General features: G+C 41.4%; 24 protein-coding genes. 16 read left to right on the top strand and 8 right to left on the bottom strand.

The genetic code is table 11. The annotated features are described in order from the left end of the window. The first annotated feature begins 13 nt into the window (after nt 1-13). From B7725_RS02490 to B7725_RS02475, 4 genes are read left to right on the top strand one after another with little or no spacing between them, the layout of a single operon-like run. Nucleotides 14-1117, top strand: a complete 1104-nt coding sequence (locus B7725_RS02490; RefSeq protein ID WP_084874393.1) for an NAD(P)/FAD-dependent oxidoreductase — start codon at nt 14-16, stop codon at nt 1115-1117. Nucleotides 1118-1123: 6 nt separating this feature from the next. After that, the gene (locus tag B7725_RS10090) at nt 1124-1438 is read left to right on the top strand and encodes a hypothetical protein (RefSeq protein ID WP_084874391.1); all 315 of its coding nucleotides are present in this window, start codon (nt 1124-1126) and stop codon (nt 1436-1438) included. Next, nucleotides 1417-2436 (top strand): UDP-glucose 4-epimerase GalE, encoded by a 1020-nt coding sequence (galE, locus tag B7725_RS02480; RefSeq protein WP_001156516.1) that lies wholly within the window; start codon nt 1417-1419, stop codon nt 2434-2436. The genes B7725_RS10090 and galE overlap by 22 nt, the downstream gene beginning before the upstream one ends. A 4-nt stretch (nt 2437-2440) precedes the next feature. Beyond that, complete coding sequence (locus B7725_RS02475) at nt 2441-3403, top strand: glycosyltransferase family 2 protein (protein ID WP_162278997.1); 963 nt, start codon at nt 2441-2443, stop codon at nt 3401-3403. A gap of 82 nt (nt 3404-3485) precedes the next feature. Here B7725_RS02475 and B7725_RS02470 read toward each other — a convergent pair whose 3' ends face one another. Continuing rightward, the gene (locus B7725_RS02470; RefSeq protein ID WP_162278996.1) at nt 3486-3689 is read right to left on the bottom strand and encodes a ferredoxin; all 204 of its coding nucleotides are present in this window, start codon (nt 3687-3689) and stop codon (nt 3486-3488) included. Between the two features lie 45 nt (nt 3690-3734). On the opposite strand from B7725_RS02470, the gene B7725_RS02465 reads away from it, so the two are divergent. From B7725_RS02465 to whiA, 10 genes are all read left to right on the top strand, one after another. After that, nucleotides 3735-4241 (top strand): SAG1386/EF1546 family surface-associated protein, encoded by a 507-nt coding sequence (locus B7725_RS02465; protein WP_001040924.1) that lies wholly within the window; start codon nt 3735-3737, stop codon nt 4239-4241. Nucleotides 4242-4250: 9 nt separating this feature from the next. Next, entirely contained in the window at nt 4251-4925 is a 675-nt protein-coding gene (gene cmk, locus B7725_RS02460) for a (d)CMP kinase (RefSeq protein WP_084874390.1), read from the top strand. Between the two features lie 118 nt (nt 4926-5043). Continuing rightward, nucleotides 5044-5550 (top strand): dihydrofolate reductase, encoded by a 507-nt coding sequence (locus tag B7725_RS02455; protein ID WP_084874388.1) that lies wholly within the window; start codon nt 5044-5046, stop codon nt 5548-5550. Continuing rightward, nucleotides 5550-5720, top strand: a complete 171-nt coding sequence (locus B7725_RS09970; protein WP_000442251.1) for a hypothetical protein — start codon at nt 5550-5552, stop codon at nt 5718-5720. Before B7725_RS02455 ends, B7725_RS09970 begins: the two co-directional genes overlap by 1 nt. 31 nt (nt 5721-5751) lie before the next feature. Continuing rightward, nucleotides 5752-6984 carry an ATP-dependent Clp protease ATP-binding subunit ClpX gene (clpX, locus tag B7725_RS02445; RefSeq protein WP_002874765.1) on the top strand — a complete coding sequence of 411 codons (1233 nt, stop codon included), beginning with the start codon at nt 5752-5754 and terminating at the stop codon, nt 6982-6984. A gap of 8 nt (nt 6985-6992) precedes the next feature. Next, nucleotides 6993-7580, top strand: a complete 588-nt coding sequence (yihA, locus tag B7725_RS02440; RefSeq protein WP_142357345.1) for a ribosome biogenesis GTP-binding protein YihA/YsxC — start codon at nt 6993-6995, stop codon at nt 7578-7580. A gap of 9 nt (nt 7581-7589) precedes the next feature. Next, entirely contained in the window at nt 7590-7970 is a 381-nt protein-coding gene (locus tag B7725_RS02435; RefSeq protein ID WP_001140423.1) for a RidA family protein, read from the top strand. A 51-nt stretch (nt 7971-8021) separates the two neighbouring features. Continuing rightward, a complete protein-coding gene (gene rapZ, locus B7725_RS02430) occupies nt 8022-8912 on the top strand; it encodes an RNase adapter RapZ (RefSeq protein ID WP_084874385.1) in 891 nt (296 codons plus the stop codon). Continuing rightward, nucleotides 8909-9886: a YvcK family protein gene (locus B7725_RS02425; RefSeq protein WP_001231059.1), complete on the top strand. Its 978-nt coding sequence runs from the start codon at nt 8909-8911 to the stop codon at nt 9884-9886. The genes rapZ and B7725_RS02425 overlap by 4 nt, the downstream gene beginning before the upstream one ends. Further along, a complete protein-coding gene (whiA, locus tag B7725_RS02420) occupies nt 9883-10794 on the top strand; it encodes a DNA-binding protein WhiA (protein WP_084874384.1) in 912 nt (303 codons plus the stop codon). The genes B7725_RS02425 and whiA overlap by 4 nt, the downstream gene beginning before the upstream one ends. Before the next feature lie 60 nt (nt 10795-10854). On the opposite strand, the gene B7725_RS10275 is transcribed toward whiA, so the two are convergent. From B7725_RS10275 to B7725_RS02395, 7 genes are all read right to left on the bottom strand, one after another. Further along, entirely contained in the window at nt 10855-11073 is a 219-nt protein-coding gene (locus B7725_RS10275) for a tyrosine-type recombinase/integrase (RefSeq protein WP_275655507.1), read from the bottom strand. 44 nt (nt 11074-11117) lie between these two features. Then, nucleotides 11118-11726, bottom strand: a complete 609-nt coding sequence (locus tag B7725_RS10270; RefSeq protein WP_275655506.1) for a tyrosine-type recombinase/integrase — start codon at nt 11724-11726, stop codon at nt 11118-11120. 48 nt (nt 11727-11774) lie between these two features. Continuing rightward, nucleotides 11775-11984: a hypothetical protein gene (locus B7725_RS10265; RefSeq protein WP_239823766.1), complete on the bottom strand. Its 210-nt coding sequence runs from the start codon at nt 11982-11984 to the stop codon at nt 11775-11777. A gap of 147 nt (nt 11985-12131) precedes the next feature. Then, complete coding sequence (locus B7725_RS02410) at nt 12132-12854, bottom strand: hypothetical protein (RefSeq protein ID WP_084874382.1); 723 nt, start codon at nt 12852-12854, stop codon at nt 12132-12134. Between the two features lie 133 nt (nt 12855-12987). After that, on the bottom strand, nt 12988-13506 hold the full coding sequence (locus tag B7725_RS02405; RefSeq protein WP_084874381.1) for a hypothetical protein: 519 nt from the start codon (nt 13504-13506) through the stop codon (nt 12988-12990). Nucleotides 13507-13523: 17 nt separating this feature from the next. Beyond that, complete coding sequence (locus tag B7725_RS02400) at nt 13524-13904, bottom strand: ImmA/IrrE family metallo-endopeptidase (RefSeq protein ID WP_084874452.1); 381 nt, start codon at nt 13902-13904, stop codon at nt 13524-13526. A 21-nt stretch (nt 13905-13925) separates the two neighbouring features. Then, the gene (locus B7725_RS02395; RefSeq protein ID WP_084874379.1) at nt 13926-14894 is read right to left on the bottom strand and encodes an NAD(P)/FAD-dependent oxidoreductase; all 969 of its coding nucleotides are present in this window, start codon (nt 14892-14894) and stop codon (nt 13926-13928) included. 136 nt (nt 14895-15030) lie between these two features. Here B7725_RS02395 and cdaA point away from each other — a divergent pair, with 136 nt between their 5' ends. After that, the gene (cdaA, locus tag B7725_RS02385) at nt 15031-15888 is read left to right on the top strand and encodes a diadenylate cyclase CdaA (protein WP_001011078.1); all 858 of its coding nucleotides are present in this window, start codon (nt 15031-15033) and stop codon (nt 15886-15888) included. Continuing rightward, nucleotides 15875-16657, top strand: coding sequence for a CdaR family protein (locus B7725_RS02380; RefSeq protein WP_001230922.1), 783 nt, complete (start codon nt 15875-15877; stop codon nt 16655-16657). Before cdaA ends, B7725_RS02380 begins: the two co-directional genes overlap by 14 nt. The last annotated feature ends 9 nt before the right edge of the window (nt 16658-16666 follow it).

The raw sequence follows: 16666 nt of genomic DNA, 5'->3' as shown, positions 1-16666 counted from the left end.
GAAGGTGAAGACAATGAAAAAAGTTGCCATTATTGGAGCAGGGATTGTGGGAGCAACAGCTGCCTACTATCTCTCAAAAGAAAGCGACCTAGAGGTGACCGTTTTTGACCATGGTCAAGGTCAGGCAACCAAGGCTGCGGCAGGAATTATCAGTCCTTGGTTTTCCAAACGCCGCAATAAAGCTTGGTACAAGATGGCGCGCTTGGGGGCTGACTTTTATGTGGATTTGTTGGCTGATTTAGAAAAGTCTGGTCAGGAAATCGACTTTTACCAGCGTTCGGGAGTTTTTCTCTTGAAAAAGGACGAATCCAAGTTAGAAGAACTCTATGAACTAGCCCTCCAGCGTAGGGAAGAATCTCCCTTGATAGGTCAATTAGCCATTTTAGACCAAGCGTCTGCAAATGAATTATTCCCTGGTTTGCAGGGATTTGACCGCCTGCTCTATGCTTCTGGTGGGGCGAGAGTAGATGGCCAGCTCTTAGTGACTCGTTTGCTAGAAGCCAGTCAGGTCAAGTTGGTCAAAGAAAAAGTGAGTCCGATACCTTTAGCATCAGGTTACCAGATTGGTGAAGAGATGTTTGATCAGGTTATTTTGGCGACAGGAGCTTGGTTGGGGGACATTTTGGAGCCTTTAGGATATGAGGTAGATGTTCGTCCTCAAAAGGGACAACTACGAGATTATCAACTTAGCCAAGATATGAACTCTTACCCTGTTGTCATGCCAGAAGGGGAGTGGGATTTGATCCCTTTTGCAGGTGGGAAATTGTCCTTGGGCGCTACCCACGAAAATGATATGGGATTTGATTTGACAGTAGATGAAACCTTGCTCCAACAAATAGAGGAGGCAGCCTTGCCTCACTATCCAGCCTTGGCAGGAGCGAAATCATCGGGTGAGCGTGTGGGAATCCGTGCCTATACTTGTGATTTCTCACCTTTCTTTGGGCAAGTACCTGGTTTAGCAGGTGTCTATGCAGCCAGTGGTCTAGGCTCATCAGGCCTCACAACCGGCCCTATCATTGGTTACCATTTAGCTCAACTGATCCAAGACAAGGAATTGACTCTGGACCCAGTAAACTATCCAATTGAAAACTATGTCAAACGAGTAAAAAGCGAATAATACTCAATGAAAATCAAAGAGCAAACTAGGAAGCTAGCCGCAGGCTACTCAAAGCACGGCTTTGAGGTTGTGGATAGAACTGACGAAGTCAGCTCAAAACACTGTTTTGAGGTTGTGGATAGAACTGACGAAGTCAGTAACCATACCTACGGCAAGGTGAAGCTGACGTGGTTTGAAGAGATTTTCGAAGAGTATAAGCATTTTACTGAAATTTTAGTCTCCCCTCTAGGATGGCAAATGACATTTCCTATCAAAAATGGTAAAATAAGAAAAAATAATTCGAGAATCGAGGAAAAAAGATGCAAGAAAAAATTTTGGTAACAGGTGGAGCAGGTTTTATCGGAACCCACACAGTTATTGAGTTAATCCAAGCAGGTCATCAGGTTGTTGTGGTGGATAACCTTGTCAACAGTAATCGTAAAAGTATAGAAGTTGTTGAGAGAATTACAGGGGTTGAAGTGCCTTTCTATGAGGCAGATATCCGTGATACAGATACTCTCAGAGATATTTTCAAGCAGGAAGAACCGACTGGTGTGATTCACTTTGCGGGCTTGAAGGCTGTTGGCGAATCAACCCGTATCCCTCTTGCCTACTATGACAACAATATCGCTGGAACTCTTAGTCTTTTAAAAGTTATGGAAGAAGCAAACTGTAAGAATATCATCTTCAGTTCTTCTGCGACAGTATATGGAGATCCTCACACGGTTCCAATCTTAGAAGATTTCCCACTTTCAGTGACCAATCCTTACGGTCGTACCAAACTCATGCTAGAAGAAATCTTGACCGATATCTACAAAGCAGACTCAGAATGGAATGTGGTCTTGCTTCGTTACTTTAACCCAATTGGAGCACATGAGAGTGGAGATTTAGGAGAAAATCCAAACGGTATTCCAAACAATCTCTTACCATATGTGACTCAGGTAGCTGTTGGAAAATTAGAGCAAGTGCAAGTCTTCGGAGACGATTACGATACGGAAGATGGAACTGGTGTTCGTGACTATATCCACGTTGTTGACTTGGCTAAAGGTCACGTTGCAGCTCTTCAAAAAATCCAAAAGGGGTCTGGCCTTAATATTTATAACCTTGGAACAGGCAAGGGCTACTCTGTTCTTGAAATTATTCAAAATATGGAAAAAGCAGTGGGACGTCCTATTCCTTACCGCATCGTAGAACGCCGCCCAGGAGACATCGCTGCCTGCTATTCAGATCCTGCAAAAGCCAAAGCAGAACTCGGCTGGGAAGCAGAATTTGATATCACGAAAATGTGTGAAGACGCATGGCGTTGGCAAAGTAAGCATCCAAACGGATTTGAAGATTAAGATAATGATTTCGATCATTGTCCCCTGTTTAAATGAAGAGGAAGTACTTCCTCTTTTTTATCAGTCTGTTGAAGCACTGCTTCCAGAATTGGGAGCAGAGATCGAGTATGTCTTTGTAGATGATGGCTCAAGCGATGACACTTTGGAGCTTTTGAAGGCCTATCGGCTACAAAATCCTGCGGTGCATTATATCTCGTTCTCGCGAAATTTTGGGAAGGAGGCAGCTCTGTATGCAGGCTTGCAGCATGCAACTGGAGACTTGGTGGTCGTGATGGATGCAGACCTCCAGGATCCTCCTAGCATGCTACTTGAGATGAAAGCCTTACTAGACCAGAATGCTGACTTGGACTGTGTTGGGACACGGAGAACCAGTCGGGAGGGAGAACCCCTATTTCGCAGTTTCTGTGCTGATCTTTTTTATCGCCTCATGCAAAAAATCAGCCCAGTAGCTCTGCCCTCAGGCGTCCGTGATTTCCGGATGATGAGAAGGCCTGTGGTAGATGCTATTTTAACCCTGACCGAGTCCAATCGTTTTTCTAAAGGACTCTTTGCCTGGGTGGGTTTTAAAACGCACTATCTTGATTATCCAAACGTTGAACGACAGGCTGGCAAGACCAGTTGGAGTTTTAGACAGCTCTTTTTCTACTCGATTGAAGGGATTCTCAATTTTTCAGATTTCCCCTTGAGTATAGCCTTTGTAGCTGGACTCCTATCTTGTTTTATTTCTTTTATGATGACTGTTTTTGTAGTGTTTCGGACTCTTATTTTGGGAAATCCAACATCTGGCTGGACCTCTCTGATGGCCGTCATTCTCTTTCTTGGAGGGATTCAACTTCTGACCATTGGGATTCTGGGCAAGTATATCAGTAAGATTTACCTGGAAACCAAAAAAAGACCACTCTACCTCATCAAAGAAAAAAGTGATCTTTCTATTTTTGAAGGAAAAAATAACCGGAAAAGACTATAATTTTACCTAGAAATATGCTAAACTAGTAGGTGAAGGGATTAAAGTGATAAAGAGAATCTACAAAATCAACCTCCCTTTTAAACTATGATGGATCTTTTAGAAGTGCACGTGTAGGACAATTTTTGATGGCCTCCAGAACATCGCTGTTCTCAGCGATTTCTCTTTGCAATTCAACTGGATCATCGCAAAATCGAACGATTCCATTATCATGGTAATCAAAAAGTTCAGAATAGGTTTGGCAAAGCCCGCAGGCGATGCACCGTTCAGGTATAAGTGTGAGTTTCATATTTATATTGTAATAAGAAAGTTTAAAAAATACAAGGAGTAAGGTATGGCAAAGGAACCATGGCAAGAAGATATCTATGAAAATAGTGAGGAAGAATCAAGATCAGAGCGTCGTCGCCGTAAACAAAAAGGAAAAGGCGCTGTTGCGAATCGTGTCTTAACAGTTCTAGCTAGCCTCTTCTTTGTGATCGTTGTAGCGATGGTAGTTGTATTGATTTACTTATCAACCGGAGGAAGCAATCGTACTTCATCTTTGAAGGACTTCTATGATACATCGTCTCCTTCTACAAGTTCAAGTTCTAAAGTAGAAGCATCGTCATCTTCAAGTAGCAAGGTAGAAGAAACATCTTCTTCTGAAACAACTCCTTCAGAGAGCAGTTCAGAAGAACACACAGAAGGAGAGGGAACACTCACTGTGCATCCTGGAGAGGGTGAGGCAGCTCTTGCTCAGCGTGCAGGGATTTCCATTGCCCAGTTGGAAGCGTTAAATCCTTCTCATATGTCATCTGGATCTTGGTTTGCCAATCCAGGTGATGTGATCAAGACAAGATAGGAGTCGGGAATGAAGACAATTCAAATTGCTATTGATGGTCCAGCTTCCAGTGGTAAGAGTACGGTTGCAAAGATTGTCGCTAAAGATTTTGGTTATACTTATCTCGATACGGGCGCTATGTACCGTGCTGCGACTTATATAGCGCTCAAACACCAGTTGGATGCAGGAAAAGTAGAGCAACTTTTGGAATTGCTTGATCAACATCCCATTAGTTTTGGACGTTCAGAAACAGGCGAACAACTTGTTTTTGTAGGGGATGTTGAGATTACTCATCCGATTCGTGAAAATGAAGTAACCAACAAGGTTTCAAGCATTGCTGCAATTCCTGAAGTGCGTGAGAAACTGGTTTCGCTCCAGCAAGAGATTGCTCAGCAAGGTGGCATCGTCATGGATGGGCGTGATATAGGGACAGTTGTTTTACCACGAGCTGAACTTAAGATTTTCCTAGTAGCTTCTGTTGAAGAAAGAGCAGAGCGTCGTTACAAGGAAAATATTGCTAAAGGGATTGAAACTGACTTGGAAACTTTGAAAGAGGAAATTGCGGCACGTGACTACAAAGATAGTCATCGTGAAACCTCGCCTCTCAAACAGGCTGAGGATGCAGTTTACCTCGACACAACTGGACTAAGTATCCAAGAAGTGGTCGAAAAAATTGAATCAGAAGCAAAAAAATATATGTCCTAGGGACGAGAGGAGCAGGCTAGATGATACCTGCTCCTTTTCTCTCTTTTGTGCGCGTTTCAAAACAGTCTTTTTGGGAGAATTTTGATAAAATAGTAATATCAATAAAAAGGACGGAAGCATGACAAAGAAAATCATAGCCATTTGGGCCCAGGATGAAAAAGGTGTGATTGGGAAGGAAAATCGTCTCCCTTGGCATTTACCGGCAGAGTTGCAACATTTTAAGGAAACAACTTTAAATCATGCTATACTGATGGGCCGAGTGACCTTTGATGGCATGGGACGTCGTCTGCTTCCAAAACGGCAAACCCTGATTTTAACGCGCAATAGTGAAGAAGTCATAGATGGGGCGCTTGTATTTCAAGATGTGGAGTCTGTTTTAGCGTGGTATCAGAGTCAGGAAAAAAATCTCTATATCATTGGCGGAAAGCAGATTTTTCAGGCTTTTGAGCCGTATTTAGATAAAATCATCGTGACGCAGATTCATGCTCAAGTAGAGGGAGATACCTATTTTCCTGAGGAGTTTGACTTGTCTCGTTTTGAGACAGTCGCAAGCAAATCTTACACCCGAGATGAGAAAAATGACTATGATTTTACCATCGAATACCGAGATAGAAAGGAAGTCTAATGGAGCGCAGTATATTTGGATTTTTCACAGCTTTTTTGTGTGTGATCTGTATTTTGACTGGAGCACAGGCTTTTCGTAAGAAGCGCTATGGACTGTCTGCCTTACTCTGGCTGAATGCTTTTACCAATCTGGTAAACAGTATTCATGCTTTTTACATGAACTTATTTTAGATAGAATGATAAATTAGAATGGAAGGAAATCATGCCTACAAATAGGAAAAATGATATGATGGTTTATTGCTCATTTTGTGGCAAAAGCCAAGAAGAAGTAAAGAAAATAATCGCTGGGAACAACGCTTTTATCTGTAATGAATGTGTGGAGTTGGCCCAGGAAATCATTCGGGAGGAGTTAGCCGAAGAAGTTTTGGCAGACTTGTCTGAAGTGCCAAAACCAATCGAGCTCCTCAATATCTTGAACCACTATGTGATTGGTCAGGATCGTGCCAAACGTGCCTTGGCAGTGGCTGTATACAATCACTATAAACGCATCAATTTCCACGATACGCGTGAAGAGTCAGAAGATGTGGATTTGCAGAAGTCAAACATCTTGATGATTGGCCCAACTGGTTCTGGGAAAACCTTCCTTGCTCAGACCTTGGCTAAGAGCTTGAATGTACCTTTTGCTATTGCAGATGCGACAGCTCTTACTGAGGCTGGGTATGTGGGTGAGGACGTGGAAAATATTCTCCTCAAACTCTTGCAGGCTGCCGACTTTAACATCGAACGTGCAGAACGTGGGATTATCTACGTGGATGAAATTGACAAGATTGCCAAGAAGAGCGAGAATGTGTCTATCACACGTGATGTTTCGGGTGAAGGGGTGCAACAAGCCCTTCTCAAGATTATTGAGGGAACTGTCGCTAGCGTACCGCCTCAAGGTGGACGCAAACATCCACAACAAGAGATGATTCAGGTAGATACCAAGAATATCCTCTTCATCGTGGGTGGTGCCTTTGATGGCATCGAAGAAATCGTTAAACAACGTCTGGGGGAAAAAGTCATCGGTTTTGGCCAAAATAACAAGGCGATTGACGAAAACAGCTCCTACATGCAAGAAATCATCGCAGAAGACATTCAAAAATTCGGGATTATCCCTGAGTTGATTGGGCGCTTGCCTGTCTTTGCTGCTCTTGAGCAATTGACGGTCGATGACTTGGTTCGCATCCTGAAAGAACCAAGAAATGCCTTGGTCAAACAATACCAAACCTTGCTTTCCTATGACGATGTCGAGTTAGAATTTGATGACGAAGCCCTTCAAGAGATTGCCAACAAAGCTATCGAACGTAAAACTGGTGCGCGTGGTCTTCGCTCAATCATCGAAGAAACCATGCTAGATGTTATGTTTGAAGTGCCAAGTCAGGAAAATGTGAAATTGGTCCGCATCACGAAAGAAGCTGTTGATGGAACGGAAAAACCCATTCTAGAAACAGCCTAGAGGTGACTATGGAAATCAATACACACAATGCTGAAATCTTGCTCAGTGCGGCCAATAAGTCTCATTATCCGCAGGATGACCTGCCAGAGATTGCCCTTGCAGGGCGTTCAAATGTTGGCAAATCTAGCTTTATCAACACTATGCTGAACCGCAGGAATCTAGCCCGTACATCAGGGAAACCTGGCAAAACTCAGCTCCTCAACTTCTTTAACATTGATGACAAGATGCGCTTTGTGGATGTACCAGGTTATGGCTATGCCCGCGTTTCCAAAAAGGAACGTGAAAAGTGGGGGCGCATGATTGAGGAGTACCTAACGACTCGGGAAAACCTCCGTGCCGTGGTCAGTCTGGTGGATCTCCGTCATGACCCGTCAGCAGATGATGTGCAGATGTACGAATTTCTCAAGTATTATGAGATTCCGGTTATCATCGTTGCGACCAAGGCAGACAAGATTCCTCGTGGTAAGTGGAACAAGCACGAATCAGCAATCAAAAAGAAATTAAACTTTGACCCAAGTGACGACTTCATCCTCTTTTCATCTGTCAGCAAGGCAGGGATGGATCAGGCTTGGGATGCAATATTAGAAAAATTATGAGGGAAAGAAATGGCAAAAACAATTCATACAGATAAAGCTCCAAAGGCTATCGGACCATATGTCCAAGGGAAAATCGTTGGCAATCTTTTGTTTGCTAGCGGTCAAGTTCCCCTATCTCCTGAAACTGGAGAAATTGTAGGAGAAACGATCCAAGAACAGACCGAACAAGTTTTGAAAAATATCGGTGCTATTTTGGCTGAAGCAGGAACAGACTTTGACCATGTTGTCAAAACAACTTGCTTCTTGAGCGATATGAATGACTTTGTTCCTTTTAACGAGGTTTACCAGACTGCCTTTAACGAGGAGTTCCCAGCTCGTTCAGCTGTAGAGGTTGCACGTCTTCCTCGTGATGTAAAAGTCGAAATTGAAGTGATCGCAGAGATTGGATAAGCTAGTTGAAGTTTGGCTCTGCCAAACTTTTTTTGATATAAGGAGAGATAGATGACAAAAAAACAACTTCACCTTGTGATTGTAACAGGGATGAGTGGTGCAGGGAAAACGGTAGCCATTCAGTCCTTCGAAGATTTGGGATATTTTACGATTGACAATATGCCACCAGCCCTCTTGCCGAAGTTTTTACAGTTAGTCGAGACCAAGGATGATGACCACAAACTGGCCTTGGTAGTCGATATGCGGAGCCGTTCTTTCTTTTCAGAGATTCAGGCTGTTTTGGATGAATTGGAAAACCAAGACGATTTGGACTTCAAAATCCTCTTTTTAGACGCAGCAGATAAGGAATTAGTCGCTCGTTACAAGGAAACTAGAAGAAGTCACCCTCTAGCAGCGGATGGTCGGATTTTAGACGGCATCAAGCTGGAGCGTGAACTCTTGGCACCTTTGAAAAACATGAGCCAAAATGTGGTGGATACGACCGAACTCACTCCTCGTGAATTGCGTAAAACTATTGCAGAGCAGTTTTCGGATCAAGAACAAGCTCAGTCTTTCCGTATCGAGGTCATGTCTTTTGGATTCAAGTATGGTATCCCTATTGATGCAGACTTGGTATTTGATGTCCGTTTCTTGCCAAATCCCTACTATCTCCCTGAACTCCGCAATCAGACAGGTGAGGATCGAGCAGTTTATGACTATGTGATGAATCATGAAGAGTCTGAAAGTTTTTATCAGCACTTACTCGCCTTGATTGAGCCAATTTTGCCAAGTTACAAAAAAGAAGGAAAGTCTGTTTTAACCATTGCAGTAGGATGTACAGGTGGACAACACCGTAGTGTTGCTTTTGCCAAGCGCATAGCTGAGGACCTTGCTAAAAACTGGCCTGTCAATGAAAGCCATCGTGACAAAGACAGAAGAAAGGAAACGGTAAACCGTTCATGAGAAAACCAAAGATAACGGTAATTGGTGGAGGAACAGGTATCCCCGTCATTTTGAAAAGCTTGCGAGAAAAGGATGTTGATATCGCTGCCATCGTAACGGTAGCTGATGATGGTGGCTCTTCTGGTGAACTAAGAAAGAATATCCAACAGCTGACACCACCAGGTGATCTTCGCAATGTCCTGGTAGCCATGTCGGATATGCCTAAGTTTTATGAGAAGGTTTTTCAGTACCGCTTTTCAGAAGAGGCTGGTGCTTTTGCGGGTCATCCCCTGGGGAATATCATCATAGCAGGGCTCTCTGAAATGCAAGGATCTACCTACAATGCTATGCAGTTGCTAAGTCTCTTTTTCCACACGACAGGAAAAATTTACCCATCAAGCGATCAGCCTCTGACACTGCATGCGGTCTTTAAAGACGGTTCTGAGGTGGCAGGTGAGAGCCACATTGCAGATCATCCAGGCATGATCGACCATGTCTATGTGACCAATACCTTGGATGATGAAACACCGCAAGCCAGCCGTCGAGTGGTCAATACTATTCTCGAGAGTGACATGATTGTCTTGGGGCCTGGTTCCCTCTTTACATCGATTTTGCCGAATATTGTTATTGAGGAGATTGGGCAGGCTCTCTTGGAGACCAAGGCGGAAATCGCCTATGTCTGCAATATCATGACCCAGCGTGGGGAAACAGAGCACTTTTCAGACAGTGACCACGTGGAAGTCCTCCATCGACACTTAGGTCGGCCATTTATTGATACGGTCTTGGTTAATATCGAAAAGGTTCCTAGAGAATACATGGATACCAACCGTTTTGATGAATATTTGGTTCAGGTAGAGCATGACTTTGCTGGCCTTTGCAAGCAGGTTCCTCGTGTGATTTCATCCAACTTCCTTCGTTTGGAAAATGGAGGAGCCTTCCATGATGGCGATTTGATTGTAGATGAATTGATGCGCATTATACAGGTGAGAAAATGAGTTTTACAGTTGCAGTAAAAGAAGAAATTCTTGGTCAACACCATCTCAGTCGTTATGAACTATCGGCCATTATCAAGATGTCTGGTAGCATCGGTCTCTCGACTTCTGGCCTGACCTTGTCTGTTGTGACTGAAAATGCCAAGTTGGCTCGGCACCTTTATGAGTCCTTTCTCCATTTTTATGATATTAAGTCAGAAATTCGACATCATCAGAGGAGCAATCTTCGTAAGAATCGTGTCTATACGGTCTATACCGATGAGAGAGTGCAAGAGCTTTTAGCTGATTTGCGGCTTGCGGATTCCTTCTTTGGTTTGGAGACAGGTATTGATCCCGATATTTTAGCAGATGAGGAGGCTGGTCGTGCCTACTTATGTGGGGCCTTTCTGGCAAATGGCAGCATCCGAGATCCTGAGTCTGGTAAGTACCAGTTGGAGATTAGTTCTGTTTATCTGGACCATGCCCAAGGACTGGCCTCTCTTCTTCAGCAGTTTTTGCTGGACGCCAAGGTTATTGAACGCAAGAAAGGTGCAGTTACCTATCTCCAGCGTGCAGAAGACATCATGGATTTCTTGATCGTGATTGGGGCCATGCAGGCGCGTGATAATTTTGAGCGTGTCAAGATTTTGCGTGAAACTCGTAACGATCTCAATCGAGCCAATAACGCTGAAACAGCCAATATCGCTCGGACGGTTTCTGCTAGTATGAAGACCATTAATAATATCAGTAAAATCAAAGATAGAATGGGTTTGGAAAATTTATCTGTGGATTTGCAAGAGGTGGCGCAGTTGCGAATCCAGCACCCGGACTACTCTATCCAGCAGTTGGCAGATAGCCTGAGCAATCCCCTGACTAAAAGTGGTGTCAACCACAGACTCAGAAAAATAAATAAAATAGCCGATGAATTATAGTGATATAAAACAACCCCTTGAATCATCAATGTTTTCAAGGGGTTTTGTTGTGTTCTAAAACTAAAAAGGGGCAATAGAGGGGCAAAATTCAAAAATAGTATCCAATTTATTGACAAGTTTATCCTCCATATCTTCAGTAGTATGAGAATAGATCTCTAGAGTTATCTTAGCATTTGAGTGCCCAACTCGATCCATTATTGATTTGATAGGCAAACTCGACTCTGCTAAAAATGAAATGTGAGAATGTCTGAAAATATGGCTGGATAAGTTTTTTTCTATTTTTGCCTGTTTTCCATATTTTTTTAATATCTGTATAAAGCAAGCTATTGTTGTAGGTTGGTTCCATCTTTCAAAACGAAAATATAATCTTCACTAGATGAAGGTTGGAAACGTTCACTAAGTCGCACTATCTGCCTTTTAATAGCTTCTATGACAGTCTCTGATACTTTGATTGTCCGTATTGAGTTCGTAGTTTTTGGGAGTGTCTTGATTTTGCTAACTGAATCATAATTACCTGTAATCTCAATTCTGCTGTTTTGAAAATCTATATTTTTTAATTGTAAGGCAGTTAACTCACCATATCTCATTCCGGTCAAGGAAAGCACAAGCACCATATCAGCGTACTTTTGATGATATTCTCGACTATTAAGAACATCAACAAGTGCTTTTATTTCTTGCATGGTAAGGAAATTATTACATTTCTTTTCCAGTTCTTCTAAAGTCTTTTGATTTTGAGGAATCGTAGTATAATCCACCTCGTTATTCTCAATATAGGAGTATTGAACGGCGTACTTGAATATACCTCTGAGTCTATGACGTACTTTTTTAGCTGTAATATACCCATTGCCTTCAATAATTTTTTCAATAGCCTTTTGAAGAAAACGCATGTCAAGATTGGCAAATAAGGTATCAGCTGGTATAACTTGCTTCATTGTCTTATCAACTGACTTACAATTATGTTTTGTGGATTCTTTGACTGTTTACGCCCACGATTTATAGAAAAGGTTATAAATTTTTTCAAAAGTGACACTCTCTACTTGTTTAGTGTTGAGTTTCTTGTTTATTTTTTCTTGAAGAATAAGTGTAGCCCAGTTTTTTGCTTGTGGTGTTTTCTTTTCTATCGTGACTGAGATTTTTTGATTTCTTAGTATACGGATCCTTGTATCGCCCCAAATATTTAAACTTGCCATTGGGCAATTCTTCCATCCACATTGCTTTTAATCTTACTTTTTGATAAAATGAGTATAAGAAAATGACCTTTTTAATGGTTGTTTCCTATACATAGTTTCCTCACACTCTCCTTGACCAAAATTTGAGCGTGGGGACTTTTTTGTTTGTTATATATTATCATCTATTCTGTCTTGCAAGATAATCAATTTTTCTTTCAAGTCATTTACTCTTGCTAAATTACTATTCATTTCATTTATGTAGTAATTGATTTCATTGTGAATTTTTAAAGCGCTTGTTGGTGCATTTAGGGAGTTGAAATAATTAACTAATTTTTTGCAAAATTTAGCGTATTCACTGTGATATCTGATTTGCATTTGGCACATTATTAGATCAAATTTATTTTTGTTCCACGTTGGGAAATCAATATCAAGATTTGTTGGATATTCTTTAGCTGAGTGTATCTCCCATAGTGACGAATATTTGTCAGCAATAACTCTCCCTTCCTCGGTCAAAAGTGTTTTGCCTTCATCATCATAAAGCAAGGATTCATCTTTGAACTTTCTTGTTATTTTTTCAGCATTTAGATTGTAATCATGAAAAAAATATTTAGGGATCGATATAGTCGATTTTCTCCCATTCTTTGTTTTGCCCCACCAAACCAAGAGCAGTAACTCTCTAAGAGGATATCCCTCTGTAGTTATAAAGTTATCGTTGTATTTTGGAAAATCAAAGCCTCTTCCATACAATTCAGACATATTAGGTCTTGAGTTTAGTATTTTGAAATATTCAGGGCGATAGTAGTCAAATTCTTTAGGTGGAGCCACAGTAACGGAAATCTGTTGTGGCTCTTTTTGTTTTTTACTTCCAAATAAAAAATTAAATATTCCCATTTTAGAAACCTCTCTAATGTTTAACTCTAACTACCTAAAGGCAAGAAATTTCCAACAACTACATGATTTTCTCGCACTTAAAATCTGGCTATGACGAGAGTGGGGATTTTTAATAATTAGCTGAGTTTATATTTTAATTCTTCAACATCAAATACGCATCGACGTAAATTAAAGGTACGCTTTTCTCTTTGTTGCTATTTGTAGTATATTCATAAGAAAGTAGGTACCGCCCATTTACCGATAAATGATCTTTTTCTAAAAATCTTTTTTCTATACGTTTGGTCTCCATGAACAACATATAGAAATTGCCACTAGGCTGTGTAGCCAGTATTTTTTTGTACTTACCTTCTTTAAAAATTTGTACTATTTCCAGATTGTCGATTCTCATTTTTAAAGAGAAGAACTTTTCTGGTTCCCGGAGAACTGTTTTGTAATCATAGATTTTATAGTCATCTGACTTGTAATTGTCTGTTGTGACTTTATCGACTTTGGAAAGTAATTTATCAAAATAGGTTTCCACGCTTATATCCTCATCTGATGAGGATGATTGTGTACTCGGAGCGCTTGATGAGTTTTGTGTTTGATTCGTACAAGCGGTTGAAAGAAAAAGTGTACAAAGCAATACAGACGATATAGAAAATATTTTTTTCATTTGATCCTACTCCCTTTTCAATTCAGCAAAGCCAAATATTCCTTTTTAACCATTGTTTCATCAGCAATGGCTTTTAAATTGTATTTTTCCATAAAGACCAGGTAATTAAATGTAGTGGTATCTTCAGCTATATCTAACTCGGCCTTTATCAGATGATGGCTCATATTTCGGTTAGCTTCAAGCTCACATTTCTCCCTGAAAAGGCGATAAATTTCTGGTGCGTGGTTTTTATGGACTATCTCATGTAAAGCAACTTGTACCCTTTTCTCGTCTGCTGTAGCATCACTCAAAAACATAGTTTGGAAGGCTGGGATATAAAAGGCCTCATTTGGGAATAGACCATCTTCAAAAACCTCTATCTCTATGCTTAGATATAGAGAAAATCCTTTTTCAGTTATAAACAATCCAACCTTTGCTCCCTATAAACTGGTCGAGTGTTTTGGTTGTACTTTTTGCTCAGGGTCGATGTAGTTGATAGCATTGTTAACAGCAGTTGGAGCTTCACCCAGTCCTGTCGCAATCAAATCAATTTTTCCTTCATAGTAGCAGCAGTCCCCAATGGCGTAGATCCCCTCTTGGCTGGATTCTTGCTTGCTATTGACGATAATCTTGTGACGGTTGAGGTCCAGACCCCAATTTTTAAGATTGCCAACAGATGATTTGAAACCATAGTTGACAAAGAGATGGTCTACTTCGATAGTTTCGATTTCATCTGATTTGACTTTGGTGATTTCTAGTTTGTCGAGTGTTTTACCATCTCCAAGGAGTTGGCTAGGAACGAAAGGTGTCTTGATGGTTACAGATGATTCTTGCAGAGCTTGCACACTATGTTCCAAGGCGCGGAAATTATCTCTGCGGTGAACAAGGGTAGTTGGCGCAATTTTTTCAAAAGCTAGAGCCCAGTCCACAGCTGAGTCTCCCCCACCAAGGATGGTTACTTTCTTCCCAGCGTATTGTTGGATATTGGAAACGTGGTAGTGGATATTCTCATAGTTTTCAACGCCATCTAATTCGAGCGGACGTGGTTTGAAGGCGCCACCACCCATGGCAATGATAACGGTTTTAGTCAGGTGACTTCCCTTGTTGGTTGTAATGGCAAATCCTTTATCTTGTTTCTCAATTTCAAGAACGGTTTCATTGAGATGAATAGAGGTATCAAAGCCGTTTAGCTGTTCAATCAAGCGATTGGTCAGCTCTTCCCCAGTTAAGTTTGGAAAACCTGGCACGTCAAGGATTTGCTTTTCAGGGTAGAGGATAGCTGGTTGACCACCGAGCTGGGGAAGGGAGTCGATGATTTGGACTTTGGCTTGGCGTAGGTGGGCGTAAAAGGCAGCAAAGAGGCCAACAGGACCGCCACCTACAATGGTAATATCATAGAGTTGAGACATGATTTCTCCTTTGTTTTTTCTAGTCAGTTTATTTTATCATATTTTTGCTTAATTTAAAATGAGGTAGGACAGGGAAAAAATGGGCAAAAAATGGTATAATGATAAGTAAAGTGTTTTGACAGGGAGGAGGCCAAGGATGAATTTTCAACAATTATCCAATTTACAATACTGGACGAGTTTGTTTTCAAGTCCTTGGAGTATAGTCACCAATCTGATTGATATTCTCATTGTGACTTATATTTTATATCATTTTACTAAAGCTATTGCAGGCACCAAGATTATGATATTGGTCCGTGGAGTCTTAGTTTTTATTCTAGCCCAGATTCTTTCCAATATGATTGGTTTAACGACTATTTCCTGGTTGATCAATCAGATCATCACCTACGGGGTGATTGCAGCGGTGGTTATCTTTTCACCAGAGATTCGGACTGGTTTGGAGCGATTGGGCCGGGCTACTGATTTCTTCTCCAATGCCCCTATCAGTGCGGAAGAGCAGATGGTTCGTGCATTTGTGAAATCAGTTGAATACATGAGTCCTCGTAAGATTGGGGCGCTTGTAGTGGTTCAGAGAGTGAGAACCTTGCAGGAATACATCTCGACAGGGATCCCTTTAGATGCTAAAATTTCGGCTGAATTGCTTATCAATATTTTCATTCCCAATACTCCCTTGCATGATGGTGCTGTCATTATCAAGGAAGACCGGATTGCTGTAACTTCAGCCTATCTACCCTTGACTGAAGATACCGGGATTTCCAAGGAGTTTGGAACGCGTCACAGGGCGGCGATTGGTTTGTCGGAAGTATCAGATGCTCTTACCTTTGTGGTTTCGGAAGAAACGGGTGGAATCTCCATCACCTATAATGGAGTCTTTAAGCATGATTTGACCTTGGAAGAGTTTGAATCTGAATTAAGAAGAATCTTACTTCCAAAATCAGAGAAAAAGCAAGGTCTGAAAGAGCGCTTGCTAGGAGGATTGAAACATGAGAAAAAATAGTCTATACATCATTTCTTCCTTCTTTTTCGCCTGCATTCTCTTTATCTATGCAACATTGACAAACTATCAGAATAGTAACAGTGCCAGACAGGTGCGGACGGAGACTTATACAAACACAGTTCTTAATGTCCCAATTGATATTCAGTATGACAGCGATCAGTATTTTATCAGTGGTTTTACATCTGAGGTGACGGTCTTTCTAACAGGGTCAAACAGAGTTGCTTTAGCGAGTGAGATGCAGGAAAGCACCCGCAAATTTAAGGTGACGGCTGATCTCTCTGATGCCAGTGTAGGAACCATCGAAGTTCCTCTGACTATTGAAAATTTACCGAGTGGTTTGACGGCTGTTGCGACACCGCAAAAGATAACAGTGAAGGTTGGTAAAAAAGCAAAACGAGACAATGTCATTGTTGTGCCGGAGATTGATCCTAGTCAGATTGATTCTCGCGTGAAAATCGATACAGTTACTGTATCAGATGAAAAAGTAACGGTTATTAGTGATGAGGAAACCCTCTCCAAAGTAGATCGTGTCATTGCTATCTTACCGACGAGTGAACGGATAACTGGAAACTACTCGTCCTCTGTTCCTCTACAAGCAGTCGATAAAAATGGAAATGTCTTACCAAGCGTCATTATGCCGTTTGACACAACTATGAAAATTACAACAAAAACAGCAACGTCTAGTTCAAGTAACTCGTCAACAAGTTCCTCAGAAGGCAGTTCGTCTTCAACGAGTTCAGAAACAAAATCAGATTCGTCTAAACAATAATAAATAATA

Origin of the sequence: Streptococcus oralis subsp. tigurinus (genome assembly GCF_002096275.1) — a bacterium.
Classification (GTDB): domain Bacteria; phylum Bacillota; class Bacilli; order Lactobacillales; family Streptococcaceae; genus Streptococcus; species Streptococcus oralis_CN.
Note: the sequence above shows the minus strand (reverse complement) of the source record. Positions and strands in the feature narration are given on the sequence as shown.

Bases quoted from the DNA above. Each gene is read 5' to 3' on its own strand.
- B7725_RS02405 (WP_084874381.1), bottom strand. From the start codon at position 13,506: ATGAAAAAAATATTTTCTATATCGTCTGTATTGCTTTGTACACTTTTT.
- B7725_RS02425 (WP_001231059.1), top strand. From the start codon at position 8,909: ATGAGAAAACCAAAGATAACGGTAATTGGTGGAGGAACAGGTATCCCC.
- galE (WP_001156516.1), top strand. From the start codon at position 1,417: ATGCAAGAAAAAATTTTGGTAACAGGTGGAGCAGGTTTTATCGGAACC.
- whiA (WP_084874384.1), top strand. From the start codon at position 9,883: ATGAGTTTTACAGTTGCAGTAAAAGAAGAAATTCTTGGTCAACACCAT.
- cdaA (WP_001011078.1), top strand. From the start codon at position 15,031: ATGAATTTTCAACAATTATCCAATTTACAATACTGGACGAGTTTGTTT.
- B7725_RS02490 (WP_084874393.1), top strand. From the start codon at position 14: ATGAAAAAAGTTGCCATTATTGGAGCAGGGATTGTGGGAGCAACAGCT.
- B7725_RS02395 (WP_084874379.1), bottom strand. From the start codon at position 14,894: ATGTCTCAACTCTATGATATTACCATTGTAGGTGGCGGTCCTGTTGGC.
- B7725_RS02470 (WP_162278996.1), bottom strand. From the start codon at position 3,689: ATGAAACTCACACTTATACCTGAACGGTGCATCGCCTGCGGGCTTTGC.
- B7725_RS02435 (WP_001140423.1), top strand. From the start codon at position 7,590: ATGGCAAAAACAATTCATACAGATAAAGCTCCAAAGGCTATCGGACCA.
- B7725_RS02380 (WP_001230922.1), top strand. From the start codon at position 15,875: ATGAGAAAAAATAGTCTATACATCATTTCTTCCTTCTTTTTCGCCTGC.
- B7725_RS02475 (WP_162278997.1), top strand. From the start codon at position 2,441: ATGATTTCGATCATTGTCCCCTGTTTAAATGAAGAGGAAGTACTTCCT.
- B7725_RS09970 (WP_000442251.1), top strand. From the start codon at position 5,550: ATGGAGCGCAGTATATTTGGATTTTTCACAGCTTTTTTGTGTGTGATC.
- B7725_RS10270 (WP_275655506.1), bottom strand. From the start codon at position 11,726: ATGAAGCAAGTTATACCAGCTGATACCTTATTTGCCAATCTTGACATG.
- yihA (WP_142357345.1), top strand. From the start codon at position 6,993: ATGGAAATCAATACACACAATGCTGAAATCTTGCTCAGTGCGGCCAAT.
- clpX (WP_002874765.1), top strand. From the start codon at position 5,752: ATGCCTACAAATAGGAAAAATGATATGATGGTTTATTGCTCATTTTGT.
- B7725_RS10090 (WP_084874391.1), top strand. From the start codon at position 1,124: ATGAAAATCAAAGAGCAAACTAGGAAGCTAGCCGCAGGCTACTCAAAG.
- B7725_RS10265 (WP_239823766.1), bottom strand. From the start codon at position 11,984: ATGGCAAGTTTAAATATTTGGGGCGATACAAGGATCCGTATACTAAGA.
- B7725_RS02455 (WP_084874388.1), top strand. From the start codon at position 5,044: ATGACAAAGAAAATCATAGCCATTTGGGCCCAGGATGAAAAAGGTGTG.
- B7725_RS02465 (WP_001040924.1), top strand. From the start codon at position 3,735: ATGGCAAAGGAACCATGGCAAGAAGATATCTATGAAAATAGTGAGGAA.
- rapZ (WP_084874385.1), top strand. From the start codon at position 8,022: ATGACAAAAAAACAACTTCACCTTGTGATTGTAACAGGGATGAGTGGT.
- B7725_RS02410 (WP_084874382.1), bottom strand. From the start codon at position 12,854: ATGGGAATATTTAATTTTTTATTTGGAAGTAAAAAACAAAAAGAGCCA.
- cmk (WP_084874390.1), top strand. From the start codon at position 4,251: ATGAAGACAATTCAAATTGCTATTGATGGTCCAGCTTCCAGTGGTAAG.